This window comes from Mycobacterium sp. M23085 (assembly GCF_045343915.1).
In the GTDB taxonomy this organism is placed as follows: Bacteria; Actinomycetota; Actinomycetes; order Mycobacteriales; family Mycobacteriaceae; genus Mycobacterium.
Genome location: NZ_CP174280.1, coordinates 3,138,616 through 3,157,820, shown reverse-complemented (window position 1 = coordinate 3,157,820; position 19,205 = coordinate 3,138,616). Strand labels below are relative to the sequence as shown.

The following is a 19,205-nucleotide window of genomic DNA, read 5'->3' as shown; positions in this document are numbered from 1 at the left end:
GCTAGTGTCAAAGATCGTGACCGAGATTTCCGAAGACGAACTGGCCGGGCTGTCCGAATTCTCCCTGCTGTCCGAAAACGCCGAGCAGGCCGGGGTCTCCGGCCCGCTGCCCCACGTCGAACGCGTCGAGTCCGGTACGGGTGAAGGCCAAGTCAGCGCCTTGCGCTGGGGCGGCACTCCCCCACGGATCGTCTTCATGCACGGCGGCGGGCAGAACGCGCACACCTGGGACACCGTCATCGTCGGCATCGGGGAACCGGCTCTGGCGGTCGACCTTCCCGGCCACGGCCACTCGGCCTGGCGCGAGGACGGCGACTACTCACCGCAGCACAACGCCGACACCCTGCTGCCCATCCTGCGGGAACACGCCGCGTCCGCCGACCTGGTCGTCGGCATGTCGCTGGGCGGATTGACCGCGATCCGGCTGGGCGCGGTGGCACCCGAGCTGGTCAATGAGCTGGTGCTCATCGACGTCACCCCCTCGGCGCTGCAACGGCATTCCGAGATGACCAAGGAGCAGCAGGGCACTGTGGCGCTGATGCACGGGGAACGCGAGTTTCCCAGCTTCCAGGCCATGCTCGACCTCACGGTCGCCGCGGCGCCGCATCGCGAAGTGAAAGCGCTGCGCCGCGGGGTGTTCCACAACTCGCGCAAGCTGGAGAACGGCAAATGGACCTGGCGCTATGACGCCATCCGAACCTTTCCCGACTTTGCCAGTCTGTGGGACGACGTGGACGCTTTGTCCGCACCCGTGACCCTGGTGCGCGGTGGCTCGTCGGGCTTCGTCAGCGACGAGGACGCGGCCGAGCTCGGCCGCCGCGCAAAACATTTCCGCGCGGCGCACGTCGTCGAGAATTCGGGCCATTCGGTGCAAAGCGACCAGCCGCGCGCGCTGATCGACATTCTGCGTCGGATACTCGACGAGCGATGAGGAACGGTGCCCATGACTTCTGACTTCCCCGTCCGTATCGGTGTGCAGCTACAGCCGCAGCACGCCCCGCGATACGACCAGATTCGCGATGCCGTGCGCCGCTGCGAGGACATCGGCGTCGATGTCGCCTTCAACTGGGATCATTTCTTTCCGCTCTACGGCGATCCCGACGGCGCGCATTTCGAATGCTGGACGATGCTCGGCGCCTGGGCCGAGCAGACGTCGCGCATTCAGATCGGTGCCCTGGTGACGTGCAACTCCTACCGAAATCCGGAGTTGCTGGCCGATATGGCCCGCACCGTCGACCACATTTCGGACGGCCGACTCATCCTGGGCATCGGCGCGGGCTGGAAACAGAAGGACTACGACGAGTACGGCTATGAGTTCGGTACCGCGGGCAGCCGCCTGGACGATCTGGCCGCCGCACTGCCCCGGATTCGAGCTCGGCTGGCCAAACTCAACCCGGCGCCCACGCGCGATATCCCGATTCTCATCGGCGGTAAGGGCCCGCGAAAGACGCTGAGAATGGTCGCCGAATACGGCGACATCTGGCACGGCTTCACCACGGTCGAGACCTATCCGGCCGCGGCGGCCGTGCTCGACGAACATTGCGCCACCGTGGGACGCGACCCGTCCGCCATCGAGAGGTCGGCCGGTGTCGAAAACAACACCGGGGTGCGCCGCGGCGAAGGTACCGACCGATTGATCGCCAACGCCGAAGGCCTCACCGCGCTGGGCGTGACCCTGCTGACCGTCGGCGTCAATGGTCCCGACTACGACCTGACCGCGGCCGAAGCACTCTGCAAGTGGCGCGATAGCCGTTAAACCGGCCCCGCGTACATCAAATTCATCGGCCAAACGCCTAAACGCGTGCGTCAATTCATGAGAAACTCTCACCGCTAGATGGCCGAACCGGGTGTGAAAGAGACTCAATAAAAAGATGCCGAAGAAATACGGGGTCAAGGAAAAGGACCTGGTTGTTTCGCACATCCTCCACTTGTTGTTGACCGGGAAGCTGCGCAGTGGGGACCGCGTCGACCGCAATGAAATTGCGTTGGGCTTGGGAGTGAGCCGGGTGCCCATTCAAGAGGCACTTGTCCAACTCGAACACGACGGCATTGTTTCCACGCGTTATCACCGTGGCGCGTTCGTCGAACGGTTCGATGAAGCCACCGTCCTCGAGCACCACGAGATCGACGGACTGCTCAACGGGATCGCGTCAGCGCGCGCCGCGGCCAGCCCCACGCCACGAATCCTGGGACAGCTCGACACCCTCATGCGCTCGCTGCGCACCGCCAAGGATTCGCGTGCGTTCACCGACATCGCCGCCGAATATCGACGCACCGTCAACGACGAGTACGCCGGTCCGCGGCTGCATGCCGCGATCCGCGCCTCGCAGAATCTCATCCCCCGCCTGTTCTGGATGACCTACCAGAGCGGGCGGGACGAGATGCTGCCCTTCTATGAAGACGAAACCGCGGCGATACAACGCCGCGACCCCGACGCCGCGCGGGCAGCGTGCATCGACCGCTCCTATCTGATGGCCCAAACCATGCTGGCCGAGCTGTTCCGGCGTCGGGTCTTCACCCCGCCCGACGACGCCAATCGGGTCGTGCCGGGCCCGCTGCAGGTAATCGCGGACGCGGAAACGATCTGCGGTGAAGCATCGCTGGCGCTTTGAACCCCGACGCTGAGCGGGCCGCGTCGCCGTTCGATCGTTACGGTGACACTGATGAGTTCGCGCGTGGGCCGGCACACGGAGCGCCGCGGAAAGGCATTCGGCCTGGCCGCGACACTTCTGATCCTGTGCGGCGTCGCGTTGGGCGGGCCCGTTGCGCCGGCGGCCGCCGACTGGAATCAGTGCTCGCCGGCCGGCGTGGAAAGCGCGCGGACGCTGCCCAAAGATCTGACCGAGAGCCCGACCACCGGTGAGAACGACCGGGACACAACGGCCTCCGTCGAACCGCTCGGCGCGGTCGACGTCGGCTCCCTGGGCCTCGGCACACCCGGCGTCCTGACGGTCGGCACGCTGTCGGACGCCCCGCCCAACATCTGCATCAGTTCCACCGGCGAATTCAGTGGCTTCGACAACCAACTGCTGCGCGCCATCGCCGACAAGCTGGATCTGCAAGTCCGTTTCGTCAGTACCGACTTTTCGGCGCTGCTCGCCCAGGTGGCGTCGCGGCGCTTCGATGTGGGCTCGGCGGCGGTGAAAGCGACCGACGCCCGCCGGCGCACCGTCTCATTCACCAGCGGCTACGACTTCGGCTTCTATTCGCTGGTGGTGCCGCCCGGTTCGGCCATCCACAAATTCAGCGACCTCGCGACCGGCCAGCGCATCGGCGTCGTGCAAGGAACCGTCGAGGAGTCGTATGTCGTCGACGTCTTGCATCTGCAACCCGTGAAGTATCCGGGTTTCGCCACCCTGTATGCCAGCCTCAAGACTCGCCAGATCGATGCCTGGGTAGCGCCCGGGACACTTGCGGCGACCGTCATTCGCCCGGGCGATCCGGCCCTGGTCGCCGCGAACACCTATAGCCCAGGCAATTTCGTGGCTTATGCGGTCGCCAAGGGCAACAAGCCGTTGATCGACGCGCTCAATTCCGGGCTGGACGCCGTCATCGCGGACGGCACCTGGGCGCACCTGTACACCGAGTGGGTGCCGCGGACGATGCCGCCGGGCTGGAAGCCCGGCTCGAAAGCCGCGGCCGTACCCAAGCTGCCGGACTTCGCCGCGATCGCGAAACAGCGCCACGCACCCGCCGGCCCGTCCACCCCGAAATCACCACTGGCCCAATTGGGTGATTCGTTTTTCGACTGGGACATGTACCGACAGGCCATTCCGGTCCTGTTCAGCACCGGACTGCCCAATACCTTGATCCTGACCAACAGCGCCCTGATAATCGGCCTGGCCTTTGGCATGGTGCTGGCGATGGCGGGAATCTCGCAACGGCGCTGGCTGCGCTGGCCGGCACGGGTATACACCGACATCTTCCGCGGCCTGCCCGAAGTGGTGATCATCCTGCTGATCGGGATGGGCGTCGGCCCGTTGGTCAGTGGGCTGACCCACAAAAATCCGTACCCGCTCGGCATCGCCGCACTGGGATTGATGGCCGCCGCCTACATCGGCGAGATTCTGCGCTCCGGAATTCAAAGTGTCGACCCCGGACAGCTGGAAGCGTCCCGGGCGCTGGGCTTCAGCTATGTCACGGCGATGCGGCTGGTGGTGGTACCGCAAGGCATTCGCCGTGTGCTCCCCGCCCTGGTCAATCAGGCCATCGGGCTGCTGAAGGCCTCCGCGCTGGTGTACTTCCTCGGCCTGATCGCCGATCAGCGCGAACTGTTTCAGGTCGGACGGGACCTCAACGCGCAGACCGGGAGCCTGTCGCCGTTGGTGGCCGCCGGCCTCTTCTACCTGCTATTGACCATCCCGCTAACACATTTGGTGAACTACATCGACACTCGCCTGCGCCGCGGCCGCCGCGCCGCCGCGCCAGAGGACGACGCCGACATTCTTGCGACGACATTCGGTCAGGAAATCACGTGATCTCCGGCATCCACGCGCGCGAGTCAGTCTCGCTGGCCGCCAAAGCCGTTCACCAAACCCTGGGCGGCAGCAAGGTGCTACGCGGCGTCGATATCGAGGCTCCCGCGGGCAGCACCGTGGCGATCATCGGGCCGTCCGGCTCGGGCAAGTCGACACTGCTGCGTACCCTGAACCGCCTCTACGAGCCCGACAGCGGCGACATTCTGCTGGACGGCAGATCGGTGCTGCGCGATGACCCCGACGAGCTGCGTCAGCGCATCGGCATGGTCTTCCAGCATTTCAATCTCTTCCCGCACCGCAGCGTGCTGGACAACGTGGCGATGGCACCACGCAAGCTGCGGCGTCTGCCGGCCGACGAGGCCCGCGAGCTGGCGCTGGCGCAGCTGGACCGAGTTGGCCTGAAGCACAAGGCCGGTGCCCGCCCCAGCATGCTGTCCGGCGGGCAACAACAGCGAGTCGCGATCGCCCGGGCGCTGGCAATGGCGCCGCAGGTGATGTTTTTCGACGAGGCAACCTCGGCGCTGGATCCCGAAATGGTCAAGGGAATACTGCAACTCATTGCCGATCTTGGCGCCGACGGCATGACAATGGTGGTGGTGACCCACGAAATGGGTTTCGCGCGGTCGGCATCCGACGCGGTCGTGTTTATGGATCACGGCAAGGTCGTGGAATCGGGCCCTCCTGAGCAGATATTCGACGCCGCAGAGACCGAACGGCTGCAGAGGTTTTTGTCCCAAGTGCTTTGATCTGCACTATCTGGTGGGCAATAGCTCCCTTGTAAGCACCTCATATCGGGATAGACTGCCGATTTATGGCAGACAGCGAATCGAACCCGGCCGAGGTTGCCGAGCTCGCCGAAGGTTTGCACCGGGCGCTGTCGAAATTGTTTGCCATTCTCCGCCGTGGCGACCCCAGCGGCGCGGCCGCCGGGGAGCTGACCCTGGCGCAGTTGTCGATCCTGGTCACATTGCTCGACCAGGGTCCGATCCGGATGACCGATCTCGCCGCACACGAGCGGGTGCGCACCCCCACCACGACCGTGGCGATCCGCCGGCTAGAGAAGGTGGGGCTGGTCAAGCGCTCCCGCGACCCGTCCGACCTGCGCGCGGTGCTAGTGGACATCACCCCGCGGGGGCGCGCCGTTCATGGGGAGTCGCTGGCCAATCGGCGCGCATCGCTGGCCGCGATGCTGAGCCAGCTCTCGACATCCGACCTCAACACCCTGACGCAGGCGCTGGCTCCGCTGGAACGGCTGGCATCCGGTGACCCGACATCCGGACCGGCCGGTGTGCCACCCGCCCGCAAAGAGGCCTGAAAAAGGCGCTCCATCAACCCTTTTCGGCCGCATTCGCGGTGTCGGTAAGCTGCAAGGCATGCCCACTGCACTTATCACCGGCGCCGGCGGCGGTATCGGGTCGGCCATCGCCACGGCGCTGGCACCCACGCACACCCTGCTGCTGGCGGGCCGGCCATCCGATCGGCTCGACGCGGTCGCGCAACGACTCGGCGCCACCACGTTCCCGCTGGACCTCACCGACTCCGGCGATATCGCCGCCGCCTGCGAAATCGTGGACGAACTCGACGTGCTGGTGCACAACGCGGGGTTGGCCATTCCCGGCAGTGTCGCCGAGTCGAACGTCGACGAATGGCGCGCCACCTTTGCCGTGAACGTCTTTGGACCGGTGGAACTTACGCAGGCGCTGTTGCCGGCGCTGCGCCGGGCGCGCGGGCAGGTAGTGTTCATCAACTCCGGCGCCGGTCGTACCGCTTCGCGAGGTATGGCTTCCTATTCGTCCAGCAAGTTCGCGCTGCGTGCCTTCGCGGATTCGCTGCGCAGCGACGAGCCTGAGCTGAGGGTGACCACGGTCTATCCGGGCCGGACCGACAGCGAGATGCAGCGAGAACTCGTGGCGTTCGAGGGCGGCACCTACGACCCGGCCAACTTTTTGAAGCCGGAGACGGTCGCGACCGTGGTCGCCAACGCGGTGGCCACCCCGCCCGACGGTCACCTGCACGAGGTGGTGTTGCGGCCCGCCGCACATTAGGCGGCGCTACACGACCAGGTTGACCAGTCGGCCGGGGACCACAATCACCTTGCGCGGGTTGGCACCGGCCAGAAACGCCTGAACCTTTTCGTCGGCGAGCGCGGCGGCCTTCAGGGTGTCCTGATCGGCGTCGGCGGCCACCGATACCCGTCCACGCACCTTGCCGTTCACCTGCACCGGGTACTCCACCGTGTCGTCGACCAGATAGGCGGGGTCGGCGACCGGGAACGGGCCGTGCGCCAGCGGGGTCTGATGGCCCAGTCGCAGCCACAACTCCTCGGCCATGTGCGGGGCCAGCGGCGCCAACATCAATACCAGCGGCTCGACCGCCGCGCGGGGCACCGCGTCACGATGCTCCTTGGTGAGATGGTTGGTGTATTCAATGAGTTTGGCCGCAGCGGTGTTATTACGCAGGGCGGCATAGTCTTCCGCGACACCGGCGATGGTGCGATGCAGCGCTCGAAGCGTATCGGTTGCCAGCTCTCGTGCGGGCCCGTCGACCACCCGGGTCTCACCGGTCTGCTCGTCGACCACCAAGCGCCAGACGCGCTGCAGGAAGCGGTGCGCCCCTACGACGTCCTTGGTCGCCCAAGGCCGCGAGGCCTCCAACGGACCCATCGACATTTCGTAGACCCGCAGTGTGTCCGCGCCGTAGTCGTCGCAGATCTCATCGGGTGAGATCGAATTCTTCAGGCTCTTACCGATTTTCCCGAACTCCTGGAAGACTTCGACCTCTCCCCCGGGTCCCTGGTAGAAGAAGCCGCCGTCCCGTTCGACCACGTCTTCCGCGGGGACGTACGAGCCACGGGCGTCGGTATAGGCAAAGGCCTGGATGTAACCCTGATTGACCAGCCGGCGATACGGCTCTCGAGAAGTGATATGGCCCAGGTCGTATAGGACCTTGTGCCAGAACCGTGCATAGAGCAGATGCAGCACCGCGTGTTCGGCGCCGCCGACGTACAGGTCGACGCCGCCGGGGTCCTGCGGTCCGTGCTCAGCGGGCCGCGGGCCCATCCAGTAGGCCTCATTCTCCTTGTCGCAGAACCTTTCCGAATTGTGCGGATCGGTGTAGCGCAGTTCATACCATGAGCTGCCGGCCCACTGCGGCATCACGTTGGTGTCCCGTGTGTAGGGCTTCAGGCCGTCGCCGAGGTCCAGCTCGACGTGCACCCAGTCCGTCGCCTTGGCCAGCGGCGGCGAGGGCTCGCTGTCGGCGTCGTCGGGATCGAACAGCACGGGTGAGTAATCCGGCACGTCGGGCAGCTCGACCGGTAGCGCGGCTTCGTCGAGTGCATGAGCACGTCCGTCCGCGCCGTAGACGATCGGGAATGGTTCGCCCCAGTAACGCTGGCGGGCGAAAAGCCAGTCGCGCAACTTGTATTCGACGCGCGCCCAGCCGCGGCCCTCGGCCTGCAGCTTCGCGGTGATCTTTTCCTTCGCCGAGGCCACATCCAACCCGTCGAGGTAACCGGAGTTGACCAGGACCCCGTCGCCGGTGTAGGCGGACTCCGAAATGTTGCCGCCGGCAATGACTTCCACAACAGGAAGGCCGAACTCGTGGGCGAAGTCCCAGTCACGCTGATCGTGACCGGGGACCGCCATGATCGCCCCGGTGCCGTATCCGGCCAACACGTAGTCGGCGATGAAGATCGGCACCGGCTTACCGTTGGTGGGATTGGTGGCGTAGCTGCCCAAGAAGACGCCGGTCTTCGCCTTGCTCTCCTGGCGCTCCAGGTCTGACTTCGACGCGATCGCCTGCCGGTAGGCGGCGACGGCTTCACCCGGCGTGGCGGCGCCGTAGGTCCAGCGCGGGTCGGTTCCGTCCGGCCAGGCGGCGGCGACCAGCTCGTCGACCAGCTCGTGCTCGGGGGCCAGCACCAAGTAGGTGGCGCCGAACAACGTGTCCGGCCGTGTGGTGAACACCTCGATATCGACCGTCTCGCCGCCGCCCCCGGTCGCCGCGAACAGCGCCTTGGCGCCGGTGGACCGGCCGATCCAGTTGCGCTGCATGGTTTTGACGGGCTCGGGCCAGTCCAGTACGTCGAGGTCTTCAAGCAGCCGATCGGAGTACGCGGTGATGCGCATCATCCACTGCCGCAACCGCTTTCGGAATACCGGGAAGTTGCCCCGATCGCTGCGACCGTCGGCGGTCACCTCTTCGTTGGCCAGCACGGTGCCCAGACCGGGACACCAATTCACCATCGAGTCGGCCCGGTAGACCAGCCGGTAGCCGTCGATCACGTCGGCCCGCTCCCCCGCCGACAGGGCGGCCCAATCCCGCCCGTCCTCGAGGGCGCGGGCACCGGAATCGAATTCGGCGATCAGCTCGGCGATAGGGCGGGCCTTGTTGGCGGCGGTGTCGAACCAGGCGTTGTAGATCTGCAGGAAGATCCACTGGGTCCACTTGTAGAACTCGACGTCGGTGGTGGAGAAGCTGCGCCGGCTGTCGTGGCCGAGGCCCAGACGTCCGAGTTGCCTGCGGAAATTGACGACGTTGGCCTCGGTCCGGGTGCGCGGGTGGGTGCCGGTCTGCACCGCGTACTGCTCCGCGGGCAGCCCGAAGGCGTCAAATCCCAACGCGTGCAATACGTTACGCCCGGTCATCCGAAAGTATCGGGCGTACACGTCCGTGGCGATGTAGCCCAGTGGGTGGCCGACGTGCAACCCCTCCCCGGACGGGTAGGGGAACATGTCCTGCACGAACAACTTGTCGGCCGGGATCGGGGCCCCGTCCGCCGGAGCCAGCGACCCGACCGGGTTGGGCACGTTGAACGTCCCGAGCTGCTCCCACTTCGCCTGCCAGGTGCCCTCGATCCGACCCGCCAGCGCAGCGGTGTAGCGATGCGGCGGCGCGTCGGCGTCGGGCGCGGCGGCGCCAGAGCTGCTTGCTGGCGAAGCGGTCGGGGAGTCGGTCACCTGAACAGGGTATAAGGACCGACACGGTGGGTTCGCCGGCCACAGGTTGGTCTCGGTTCCGTTGCGCGCCGATCAGAGGTTCATCCCAGGTGTGTTTCGGCCCTGTCCACCGGCTTTGACCTCTAGTTACAGTCAGCCACATCGACGGCTTCTGGTACTGAGCCATTGGAAGGACCGACGCAGATGATTGAGATCGTCCCCATCCCCCGGGCACTCCTCGGCGGTATGGTCGCTGGCCTGATGGGCCTGGCGGTTGTTGCGGGCGGCACGGCATCGGCAGACCCGTTGCCTCCAGCGCCCACACCAGTCCCCGCGGTTCCCGCGCCGGCCCCGCAAAACCTCGGCCCCGAGCTGGTGCCGCCGAGCAGGTACCTCGCAGCCCCGCCGGCCGGCAACCAGATCACCCCGCCGGCGACCGCCACCTCCCCGGGAACCGCGGCGCCGGCCGCCGTCACGCCGGCGACTCCGCCGGCCCCTGCTCCGGCGACATCCGGAACCATCCGCGAATTCCTGCAGTCGAAGGGTGTGAAGCTCGAGCCGCAAAAGCCCCAGGGCTTCAAGGCGCTCGACATCACCTTGCCGGTGCCCGCGCGCTGGACTCAGGTGCCCGATCCCAACGTGCCCGATGCGTTCGCGGTGATTGCCGACCGGCAAGGCAGCAGCATCTATTCCTCAAATGCCCAGGTCGTGGTGTACAAGCTGGTCGGCACCTTCGATCCGAGAGAGGCCATCAGCCACGGCTACGTGGACAGCCAGAAGCTGCTGGCGTGGCAGCCCACCAACGCCGCGATGACCGACTTCTGCGGTTTCCCGTCCTCGACCGTCGAGGGCACTTACCGCGACGGCGATATGACGCTCAACACGTCACGGCGCCACGTCATCGCCACGTCGGGCCATGACAAGTACCTGGTGTCGCTGTCGGTGACCACCGATCGCGCGGTGAGCGTCGCCGATGCCCCCGCCACCGACGCCATCATCAACGGCTTCCGGGTGAGCGCTCCCGGCGCCGCCGCTCCGGCGCCGGCCCAGGCACCCGCCGCCTCCCCGGTGGGGCTGCCCGCTCAGGCTCCCGGCGCCACTCCGGTCGCGCCTGCCGCCCCCGCGCCGGCTGTGGCTCCCGTCGCCCCGGCCGCCCCCGCACCGGCTGTGGCTCCCGTCGCCCCGGCCGCCCCCGCACCCGGTGCGACTCCGCTGGTACCGCTCGCCCAGGCCTCGCCCGCAGCGCCGGTCGGGCTCCCCGCGCAGGCACCGGTCACCAATCCTCAGCGCACACCCAGCCTGTTGGCCATGGTGCCGGGCCTGCCGCCGCTGCCGAACTTCTCGTTCCTCCAGCACTGAGGCCGGCGGCCGCAGAGCCCGATGTGCGGGCCGGTGACCCGGCTCGTATTGTGAGCCCATGCTGATTGCGGGCGTGCTGTGCATGTGTGCGGCGGTGGCCTCGGCGGGTTTCGGCACCTGGTCGCTTGCGCACAACCGGAGTTTCGGCGCCACTGCATTGGCGCTGCGTGCGATGGCGCCGACCCAGCTGGCGGCCGCGGTGATGCTGGGAGCCGGCGGCGCGGTGGCCATGGCGGCGGTCCCGGACACCGCGCTGGTCGTGCTCATAGTCTGTGTCGTCGGCGCGCTGGGAACGCTGGCCGCGGGCTCGTGGCAGAGTGCGCGCTTCGCGCTGCGCCAGGAAGCGGCGGCGCCAGCGTGCGCGGGCAGCTGCGCCGGCTGCACGCAGTCGTGCCACTGAACTGAGACTGGGGGAGGGGCCCTAGTTCCGGCTGATGTCGATCGGGTGGGTGGCGAGCAGCGAAAGCGGCAGCGGCTGGCGACGCAGCACTTGGCCCCACAGGTCGGATCTCGGTCCGACCAGCACGTCGGATGGCAAGGCGGACAACACAATCCAGTCGTCGCGTTCGATCTCGCCTTCCAGCTGACCGATCGTCCAGCCCGAGTATCCCGCGAAGATCCGCACCCCTTCGACCAGTGGCGCGATCGTATCGGGGTCGGCGTCCAGATCGACCATGACAACCCGGCCGTCCACGTGCCGCAGGCCCGGCGCCTCTTGGGGATCGGCGCCGACGCGCAGCGTCGCCAGACACAGCGCAGCGTCGCGCTTCACCGGTCCTCCGATGAACATCGTCTTGGGCTTGGCCGACAGCTTGGTCCATTGAGGCAGCACGTTGTACACCGCAGTTTCGCTGGCGCGGTTCAGGACGACGCCCAGCGTGCCTCCGTCATTGTGCTCGACGATGTAGATCACGCTGCGCCGAAACGTCGGCTCGAGAAGATCTGTGTTGGCGAGCAACAAGGTGCCCGCCCGCACCCGTTGCGCTGCGGGTGCGACGTAGTCCTCTGGATCCTCCGGCGGCGGCACCACACCATCATCGCATCTGGCGCATCGTGGCCCCAGGGCAATCGGGAGCGTCGATCGCAGAGATTTGTACTGTTGTTGGGACGCTCTGATCGCGCGAGCTTTGCCAGCCCCAATCGTGGAAGTCGGTTTCGGTGATTCCAACCCGGATGCAGTCCATCGCGCCCGTCGAAGTCTGGCGGGCGGTCCGCGGTTTGCCGGATTTCTGGCGGCTGCTGCAGGTGCGCGTTGCGAGCCAGTTCGGTGACGGCTTGTTTCAGGCGGCGCTGGCCGGGGCTCTGCTGTTCAATCCGGATCGGGCCGCCGATCCGCTGGCCATCGCGCGCGCCTTCACGGTGCTGTTTCTGCCGTACTCGCTGCTTGGGCCGTTCGCTGGTGCGCTGATGGACCGCTGGGATCGGCGGCTGGTTCTGGTCGGCGCCAACGTGGGCCGGCTGATCCTGTTCGCCGCGATCGGCACGATCTTGGCGGTCCGGGCCGGCGATCTGCCGCTGTTGCTGGGCGCCCTGTTCGCCAACGGCTTGGCCCGGTTCGTCGGCTCCGGGCTGTCGGCGTCGCTGCCGCATGTCGTGCCGCGCGAGCAGGTGGTGACGATGAACTCGGTTGCCACGGCGTCCGGGGCCATCGCGGCGTTCTTCGGCGCGAACTTCATGCTGGTGCCCCGGTTCATCCTCGGGGCCAGCGACAAGGGTGCCTCAGCGATCGTTTTCCTCACGGCGATTCCCGTGTCGATCGCGTTGCTGTTGTCGTGGCGTTTCGGCGCCCGGGTGCTGGGCCCCGACGACACCTGGCGAGCGATCCACGGGCCGGTCATCTACGCCGTGATCACCGGCTGGCTGCACGGTGCGCGGACGGTGGCGCAGCGTCCCACGGTTGCCGCCACCCTGTCCGGTTTGGCCGCCCACCGGATGGTCGTCGGTATCAATTCGCTGCTGGTCTTGTTGCTGGTCCATCACATGCCCAACCTCGAGGGTGGGGGATTCGGCACCGCCTTGGTGTTCTTCGGCGCCGCCGGGCTGGGCGCCTTCCTGGCCAACGTCCTGACACCACCTGCGATCCGCCGTTGGGGGCGCTACGCGACGGCTAACGGGGCGTTGGCGACGTCGGCGATCATCGAGGTGGCCGGCGCGGAACTGCTGGTGCCGGTGATGGTCGGGTGCGGCTTCCTGCTCGGCGTCACGGGCCAGATGGTCAAGCTGTGCGCCGACACCGCCATCCAGATAGACGTCGACGACGCGCTGCGCGGGCATGTGTTCGCCGTGCAGGACGCGCTGTTTTGGGTCGCTTTCATCGCCGCGATCACGGTGGCCGCCGCCTTGATTCCCGACGACGGGCACGCTCCCGCGTTTGCGCTGTTCGGCTCGGTGCTCTACCTGATCGGCCTCGCCGCGCACGGCATCATCGGCCGTCGCGGCGGCCAAGCCGACGATCGTTAAGGTACAGACGTGATTTGTCCGACGGCCGCGGCCGACAGTCGAGGGCGCCGATGACCGGTCCCGCGCCCATGGTCGACGACCTGCGGGCCGAATGCGATGCGCTCGACGAGTTGGTGGCGCCGTTGCCGCCCGACCGCTGGGCCGATCCGACGCCGGCGCCGGGCTGGACCATCGCCCACCAGATTGGTCACTTGTTGTGGACCGATCGGGTCGCATTGATCGCGGTCACCGACGAGGCCGGGTTCGCCGAGGTGTTGGCGGCCGCGGCCGCCGATCCGGCGGGGTTCGTCGACAAGGGCGCCGAGGAGCTGGCGGCGCTGGCGCCGGCCGAGCTGCTCGGCGACTGGCGGGTCACCAGGGGGCGGCTGCACGACGCACTGCTCACGGTGCCGTCCGGTCGCAAGCTCCCGTGGTTCGGACCACCGATGAGTGCGGCCTCGATGGCCACCGCGCGCCTGATGGAGACCTGGGCGCACGGTCTCGACGTCGCCGACGCTCTGGGCGTCACGCGGCCGGCGACCGAACGGCTGCGGTCGATCGCTCACCTCGGGGTGCGCACCCGCGACTTCGCTTTCGCCGTCCACAATTTGACGCCACCGGCCGAGCCGTTTTTGGTCGAGTTGCGCGGGCCCAGTGGCGACATCTGGTCTTGGGGACCGGCCGACGCCGAGCAGCGAGTCAGTGGCTCGGCGCAGGATTTCTGCTTCCTGGTCACCCAGCGGCGTCCGCTGAGCTCCCTCGACGTCGCCGCCGAGGGTGCCGACGCCGAGCGGTGGCTGCGGATCGCTCAGGCTTTCGCCGGTCCTCCCGGCGCCGGTCGATGAGCGCGTACAGCGCGCGAAGAGAGCCGGGGCCCATCAGATCACGCGCCGGTCGATGAGCGCGCGAAGAGAGCCGGGGCCCATCAGATCACGCGCCGGTCGATGAGCGCGTACAGCGCGCGAAGAGAGCCGGGGCCCATCAGATCCCGCGCCGGTCGATGAGCGCGTGCAACGCGCGAAGAGAGCCGGGGCCCATCAGATCCCACGCCGGTCGATGAGCGCGCGCGTCAGTGCAGCGGCCCGCCGTAACTCGCCCGGTTCTCGGCTTCGGCCTCCTCGCGCAGCGCAGTGATCGCAAGGTTCAGCCTTTCGGCCAACTCGCCGTGGCCGTATCCGGTCATCACCCCGGGATGCAAAGTCAGTTTGAGCAACCGGCCGTCGGAATTCGCGACGGCGTAAACGTCACCCAGGTCGACGCTGTAGGTGACGGCTTCGGCCTGCGCCACAAGGGCTTCCCACTTGTCGGCCGCCTCGCTCAGGTCCCGAAGAACCGATTCGACGAGATCCTTCTCGCTGAGATTCGCGCGACTGCCCGAATCCGCCACCATGACAGTATCGTCGACCCCTCCGACCAGCGTCAATTCAGAGGCGAGCGGGGTTGCGGCCAACCGGCCCGGCGCTCACCGGCAAGCTTTTGGTACCAGGACAGGTGGTAGTTCGCCGACACCGCGTCCCCGCTGGCGATGCCCTCGGTGGCGGCCATCAACAAGCACTTGAGTAGAAGCGCGGGATTGACGTTCGGATACTGAACGAGGAGCTGGTACCGGGCGGTATCGAGATGCACCCTCAGCACGTCGACCTCCTGGTCGACGACGACCTTTCCCGCGGCGGCGGCTTCTGCCAACCTCGGCACGATCTTGGGCAGATCGTCATGCCCACGTGTGGTGGCGCTCAGCACGCCGGGCAACTCATCGATAGCGGGCAGCGCGCGCGGCTCCACCGACGACCTGGTCGCGGCGAAGTCGACCGAGCGGCGCAGCGAATCACCGGGAGCATAAGTGACGACACGCGCCGTTTCACCGATCAGTGCGGCGACCCTGCCGCTGCGACGCTCGGGTTCCAACAACCGCACGCCCGCCGGAAGGGTGATGCCTGACGGTATCCATCCGTGAGCGAGATCGGTGACAAGTAGCGTCGTGCCGTCGGCGCGATCTCCGATCGCCCAATTCAGGCGTGGCTCCTGCCGGACCACGAACTCGAGCAGCCGGTTGAGCCGTTCATTGTCGAATCCCGTTGGCGTCGACGGCTTTACGCTACGTGGTCGGGCGGCGGCGAAGGCGGCCGTGTCGATATCGGCAGCGACCGGCGCGGCGTCGGCGACGGCGGGTGGGGCAGCGGCGGCGGGTTCGCGGGGGGCCCCCTGCGGCTCCACTTCGGTAGTGGCCGGCTCGTCGACGACCGCGTGGTGGCGACCGGAGTCGCTCAGATCCGTCGCCGGGTCGGGCGTACGCCGCGCCGGGCCCTCGGCCACCGGCGCGGCTCGTGTGGCGACGGGAATGACTTGCGTCTGCTCGAGATACGACGCATCGGCCGTGGCGGCGGGCTGGTCCGCGGTAGTGGCCGGCTCCGGTTCGTCCTCGTCGACCGGCTCGACGACCGCGTGGTGGCGACCGGAGTCGGTCAGGTCCGTCGCGGGCTTGACCGGCTCCGGCAGCACCGGCTGGTACCTGGCCACCGGGATGACTTGTGTCTCGTCGAGGTCTGACGCCTCGGCGATGTCGGCGGCCGGCTCACCCGCGGTCTCCCGATCACGGCGCCGTCTGCCCGGCCGCCGGGACGGTTCGGGCGGACTCTGCCTGGGCGTCTCGGCGGCGGGCTTGACCTCACGGATTTTGGGCAGCACCTGCGTCTTTTCCAGGTCCGCGGTGGACGACTCGACCATCGGTGGGGGAGCAGCATGCGCATGCGTGCCGCTCCGCACCGCATGCAAATAGCGAATCGTCGATTCGACGCGACGCACTGCCCGGCCGCGGGCCTCGTCGATGACGCGCGCCCCTGCGGCCTGGCGGGAAAGGTCGCTCATTCCCGCTCGCTTGAGCAACTTCAGTTCCTCGTTGGCGGCGTGAGCAATCCGTTGCAGGTCAGCCTTGAGATACTCAGCGAGAGTGGCGGTTTCGGGGGTGACTGTGGACAACTCGGCAGGCCACAACCCGCCTGTCACCCACGGGGTGCAGTCGATAGGGGGGCTGAAGGCCGGCATCGCCAGTGATTCCCGGGTAGCCCTCCGGAGGCGCTGGCGCGCCGACATCCGACCGAAGACCGCCACCGGCTAAGCGTACCGGGACCAGGCGTGCGACTTGTGCGGTCGGTGAATTGTGCGGTCGCAAGGCCCTGGGTAGCGTAAGGACATGGCTGATTCTGCATTGCAGCAGCAACTCGATGAGGTCCGCGCGTTGCTGGCTCGCGCGCGAGAGTTGTTCGGCCCCAATCCGGTAGAACCACCGACCGGTATCGCTCCCGATCCCAGCGTGGCCAAGCCGTGGCTACGTTAAGCGCGGCGGCCCGCTAGATCGCGCCATTGCGGCGGCGCAGTTTGTGCGCCAGCAACTTCTCGATGGCCACATCAAGGTCTCGAGGACTCGGAACCTCCGCGGAGGGGGTGTGCCCGGCCGCGACGATCTCGTCGCGGATTTCCAGCAACGCTTTGAGGCATGACACGTCGGCGGTCAGCAGGATGCCCTGCGCCAGTGTCTCGGCATCGGTTTCCATCGCCTCTTCGCTCAGCGCGACGCTGTGCATATAGCCGCCGCGGCAAGAGCGGACGAGGATGTGTCCACTCGGGTGAACGGTGTCGAAAGCGGGATTCGCGTCGGTCATCGACCGCGGTCGACGATGTCGCCGAACTTTTCTGCCGCCTCCCGCTCGTGCTGTTCCCACATGGTCGCCGAAGCGGTCAGCTTGTCGGCAAGATCAGCGTGGTCAGCAGCCTGCTGCTCGTAACACTGACGTCGAAGTTCCAGCAGCTCACGGCCCGCGTCGCGCAGCTCACTGAAGATCGGCCCGAGCGAATCGAGGCTCTCTTGGATCGCGGCGTGCGACGACGGAACGGTGCGCAGGTACTCCGAGGTGTCCTGGTGATGCGCTGCGGCCTGACGTAGGTGTGCAGGCACTACATGGATCGAATCTGCCATCCGCTGTCTCCTGTTGGCGACCGCCGGGTGCGCCGGCGAGTTCCTTTTTGTCAGCTGGTCGACGACGTCGCCGGCCGGGTAGGTGTCGGTGGGTCAGGCTTGGCCGGCGTCGTTACTGCCGCGGTCGCCGCCGGCGGGTGCTCCCAGCCTAGGAAGCTCGGCCCGCTCACGGTGCCGATGCGTTGAATTTGGCCATCGAGAAGCGCCTTGCCGGGCCCGAGGGCCAGCGCGTGACGATCCGTGAACATCCCGATATCGCCGGGGGCCACTTGAAGCGAATCGATGGGGCTGGGGACCGCGGCGCCCGGTGGCGGGATCGTCATTCCCTGCTGGTGAAAGGCCTCCGCTATCGGGGTGCCACCGACGGCAGCCGTGATAGCGGCTGCCAGCTGCGGGCTCGCAGCGGTCACCGTTTCCCCGTCGGGCAAGGTCACCGATGTCGGACCGGTCGCCGGCTGATCGGATGTCGGCGCGTGCTGGGCGTCGGTCCCGTCGCCTGGCTGGTTCGAGGCGTCGCGCGCGTCTGGGTCCTGGTCCTGCTCGTTCGGCAGCTCGTCGTCCGCCAGATCCTCCAGAGCCGGATCGGCCCGCTCGCCGGCCTGCAATCCGGCGAGCGGTAGGCCGCCGGGGCCGTCCCAACCGGTCATCGACGCGGGCAGAGAGCCGAGCCCGGGGAGTGACCCGCCACCAAAGTTGGGCATGGCGGGCGCCACGGGCTGCTGCGGTGCGGCCGGTATCGCGGCGCCGGCAACCGGATCCGGCGCAGGGACATCCCCGGACAGTCCGTCGTCGTCGCCCAATAGGGAGTCCAGCAGCGGATCCCATTGGGCGTCTTCGTCGGGCGCGGCGAGCGTGGGGGCATCACCGACCGGCACCGCGGCTCGCGGCTGCTCGGCTGAGGCATGCGGTTCGCCTTTTGCGGCGTCATACAGCGACGTCCACGCGGCCATCAGCGCCGACTTCGACGTGTCGTCCAAGCTGGCGTTCAGGACGACCTCGCGAATGTCTCGGAGCTTGCCGATGAGAAACCGCTGGAAGTCCCGCGCCCCAGCCGGGGTGTCCAGGTCCGACCTGGTCCGCACCGCGGCTTCGGTTTCGTGCTGCAACTTGGTGAGAGCTTCCCTGCCGTCAACCGCACGCAGGTGTGCGTTCAGGATTGCGGAGACCACCTGCATGTCCAGCTGCGAGCTTGCCGAGTTTTGTTTTGCGAGGGCGGCTTCGGCATGGGCAATGGCGTCGGCCGCCTCGCCTGTCTCGCGATCGGGCGGTGCCCCGGTCTCGGCGGGCGGCCGCCGTCCGGGCGAATCGGCCGGTGTTTCGGCGCCGAAGACGCCGGCGTGCTGTTGGCGGATCTTGCGCAGAATGGCCTCAACCTGCTCGGCACGGGTGGTCGGCGTGATCACTGCGGTCACCTCGGTAGGCGCCAATCCGGTCTGCCATGCGTTCGGATCACCGGTGCGATCTCGGACGTATTTGACCGCGGCAAGCAGGTCGTCATAGGCCGACATCAGGAAGGCAGGCGGCGCCGCAGCCTGCTCGGACGCTGCTGCGGGAAATGACGCGACCCCTCCATGTCCGGCGACAGTACTCGGGGGCATAGCTGCCGACAATTCACTGTGCTGCACGGTGTGGACTAGCTCGCGCTATCCGCCGCCGTCGGTGTATTGGGCCCGAAGGCTCTCCAATACAGCCCTTTTCGCGTGACCGATTTCGCGGGCGTCGGCCACCACCGACGCGATCTCACGTTGCTTGGCCATCAAGAACTTCTGAAACTCGCGCGCGCCCAAGGGTGTATCAAGCGCGAGGTCCGCCTGGTTCGCGGTCGCGTGGTCGATCTGTTCGGCGATGGAGTCCAGCCGCCGGACACTCTCACGCGCTGCGTCGTGAGCGCTGCTCAGCACCTCGTTGAGCACCCGATCGGCTTCGGCCGAGGCGCCGTGCTGACTCGCCAGCGCCGACCGCCGCGCCTCGACGGCTTCTAACGAGGGTCCGGGTTGTTCCGGCATCGGCTCACCT

19 protein-coding genes and 1 pseudogene are annotated in these 19,205 nt (G+C 67.3%); 12 read left to right on the top strand and 8 right to left on the bottom strand.

Annotated elements, in window-relative coordinates; genetic code table 11:
• Window positions 1-16: 16 nt before the first annotated feature.
• From ACIUM1_RS14520 to ACIUM1_RS14490, 7 genes are all read left to right on the top strand, one after another.
• On the top strand, window positions 17-931 hold the full coding sequence (locus ACIUM1_RS14520; RefSeq protein WP_406813382.1) for an alpha/beta fold hydrolase: 915 nt from the start codon (window positions 17-19) through the stop codon (window positions 929-931).
• A 12-nt stretch (window positions 932-943) separates the two neighbouring features.
• The gene (locus ACIUM1_RS14515) at window positions 944-1,756 is read left to right on the top strand and encodes an LLM class F420-dependent oxidoreductase (RefSeq protein ID WP_406813381.1); all 813 of its coding nucleotides are present in this window, start codon (window positions 944-946) and stop codon (window positions 1,754-1,756) included.
• Between the two features lie 115 nt (window positions 1,757-1,871).
• Window positions 1,872-2,612, top strand: a complete 741-nt coding sequence (locus ACIUM1_RS14510) for a GntR family transcriptional regulator (RefSeq protein WP_406813380.1) — start codon at window positions 1,872-1,874, stop codon at window positions 2,610-2,612.
• Window positions 2,613-2,663: 51 nt separating this feature from the next.
• Window positions 2,664-4,478, top strand: a complete 1,815-nt coding sequence (locus ACIUM1_RS14505; RefSeq protein WP_406813379.1) for an ABC transporter substrate-binding protein/permease — start codon at window positions 2,664-2,666, stop codon at window positions 4,476-4,478.
• Window positions 4,475-5,224 (top strand): amino acid ABC transporter ATP-binding protein, encoded by a 750-nt coding sequence (locus ACIUM1_RS14500; protein WP_406813378.1) that lies wholly within the window; start codon window positions 4,475-4,477, stop codon window positions 5,222-5,224. Before ACIUM1_RS14505 ends, ACIUM1_RS14500 begins: the two co-directional genes overlap by 4 nt.
• A gap of 65 nt (window positions 5,225-5,289) precedes the next feature.
• Complete coding sequence (locus tag ACIUM1_RS14495; RefSeq protein ID WP_406813377.1) at window positions 5,290-5,793, top strand: MarR family winged helix-turn-helix transcriptional regulator; 504 nt, start codon at window positions 5,290-5,292, stop codon at window positions 5,791-5,793.
• 58 nt (window positions 5,794-5,851) lie between these two features.
• Window positions 5,852-6,523 carry an SDR family oxidoreductase gene (locus tag ACIUM1_RS14490; protein ID WP_406813376.1) on the top strand — a complete coding sequence of 224 codons (672 nt, stop codon included), beginning with the start codon at window positions 5,852-5,854 and terminating at the stop codon, window positions 6,521-6,523.
• 6 nt (window positions 6,524-6,529) lie between these two features.
• On the opposite strand, the gene leuS is transcribed toward ACIUM1_RS14490, so the two are convergent.
• Entirely contained in the window at window positions 6,530-9,439 is a 2,910-nt protein-coding gene (gene leuS / locus ACIUM1_RS14485; RefSeq protein WP_406813375.1) for a leucine--tRNA ligase, read from the bottom strand.
• Between the two features lie 183 nt (window positions 9,440-9,622).
• Here leuS and ACIUM1_RS14480 point away from each other — a divergent pair, with 183 nt between their 5' ends.
• Both ACIUM1_RS14480 and ACIUM1_RS14475 read left to right on the top strand, forming a co-directional pair.
• Window positions 9,623-10,777: an LpqN/LpqT family lipoprotein gene (locus ACIUM1_RS14480; protein WP_406813374.1), complete on the top strand. Its 1,155-nt coding sequence runs from the start codon at window positions 9,623-9,625 to the stop codon at window positions 10,775-10,777.
• A 58-nt stretch (window positions 10,778-10,835) separates the two neighbouring features.
• A complete protein-coding gene (locus ACIUM1_RS14475) occupies window positions 10,836-11,177 on the top strand; it encodes a hypothetical protein (RefSeq protein ID WP_406813373.1) in 342 nt (113 codons plus the stop codon).
• 21 nt (window positions 11,178-11,198) lie between these two features.
• On the opposite strand, the gene ACIUM1_RS14470 is transcribed toward ACIUM1_RS14475, so the two are convergent.
• On the bottom strand, window positions 11,199-11,807 hold the full coding sequence (locus ACIUM1_RS14470) for a YqgE/AlgH family protein (RefSeq protein ID WP_406813372.1): 609 nt from the start codon (window positions 11,805-11,807) through the stop codon (window positions 11,199-11,201).
• A gap of 97 nt (window positions 11,808-11,904) precedes the next feature.
• On the opposite strand from ACIUM1_RS14470, the pseudogene ACIUM1_RS14465 reads away from it, so the two are divergent.
• Together ACIUM1_RS14465 and ACIUM1_RS14460 are read left to right on the top strand one after the other, a co-directional pair.
• Window positions 11,905-13,237, top strand: a pseudogene (locus ACIUM1_RS14465) (MFS transporter).
• Window positions 13,238-13,287: 50 nt separating this feature from the next.
• Entirely contained in the window at window positions 13,288-14,061 is a 774-nt protein-coding gene (locus tag ACIUM1_RS14460; protein WP_406813371.1) for a TIGR03084 family metal-binding protein, read from the top strand.
• A gap of 224 nt (window positions 14,062-14,285) precedes the next feature.
• Here ACIUM1_RS14460 and ACIUM1_RS14455 read toward each other — a convergent pair whose 3' ends face one another.
• Together ACIUM1_RS14455 and ACIUM1_RS14450 are read right to left on the bottom strand one after the other, a co-directional pair.
• Entirely contained in the window at window positions 14,286-14,606 is a 321-nt protein-coding gene (locus tag ACIUM1_RS14455; protein WP_406813370.1) for a DUF2710 family protein, read from the bottom strand.
• Window positions 14,607-14,635: 29 nt separating this feature from the next.
• Window positions 14,636-16,324, bottom strand: coding sequence for a DUF5632 domain-containing protein (locus ACIUM1_RS14450; protein WP_406813369.1), 1,689 nt, complete (start codon window positions 16,322-16,324; stop codon window positions 14,636-14,638).
• 82 nt (window positions 16,325-16,406) lie between these two features.
• Here ACIUM1_RS14450 and ACIUM1_RS14445 point away from each other — a divergent pair, with 82 nt between their 5' ends.
• Window positions 16,407-16,550, top strand: a complete 144-nt coding sequence (locus ACIUM1_RS14445) for a hypothetical protein (RefSeq protein WP_172826369.1) — start codon at window positions 16,407-16,409, stop codon at window positions 16,548-16,550.
• 13 nt (window positions 16,551-16,563) lie between these two features.
• On the opposite strand, the gene ACIUM1_RS14440 is transcribed toward ACIUM1_RS14445, so the two are convergent.
• From ACIUM1_RS14440 to ACIUM1_RS14425, 4 genes are all read right to left on the bottom strand, one after another.
• A complete protein-coding gene (locus tag ACIUM1_RS14440; protein ID WP_406813368.1) occupies window positions 16,564-16,875 on the bottom strand; it encodes a DUF2694 family protein in 312 nt (103 codons plus the stop codon).
• Window positions 16,872-17,189 (bottom strand): ESX-1 secretion-associated protein, encoded by a 318-nt coding sequence (locus ACIUM1_RS14435; RefSeq protein WP_406813367.1) that lies wholly within the window; start codon window positions 17,187-17,189, stop codon window positions 16,872-16,874. Before ACIUM1_RS14435 ends, ACIUM1_RS14440 begins: the two co-directional genes overlap by 4 nt.
• A gap of 50 nt (window positions 17,190-17,239) precedes the next feature.
• Window positions 17,240-18,697 carry a DUF4226 domain-containing protein gene (locus tag ACIUM1_RS14430; RefSeq protein WP_406817678.1) on the bottom strand — a complete coding sequence of 486 codons (1,458 nt, stop codon included), beginning with the start codon at window positions 18,695-18,697 and terminating at the stop codon, window positions 17,240-17,242.
• A 135-nt stretch (window positions 18,698-18,832) separates the two neighbouring features.
• On the bottom strand, window positions 18,833-19,195 hold the full coding sequence (locus ACIUM1_RS14425; RefSeq protein ID WP_406813366.1) for a DUF4226 domain-containing protein: 363 nt from the start codon (window positions 19,193-19,195) through the stop codon (window positions 18,833-18,835).
• Between the last annotated feature and the right edge of the window lie 10 nt (window positions 19,196-19,205).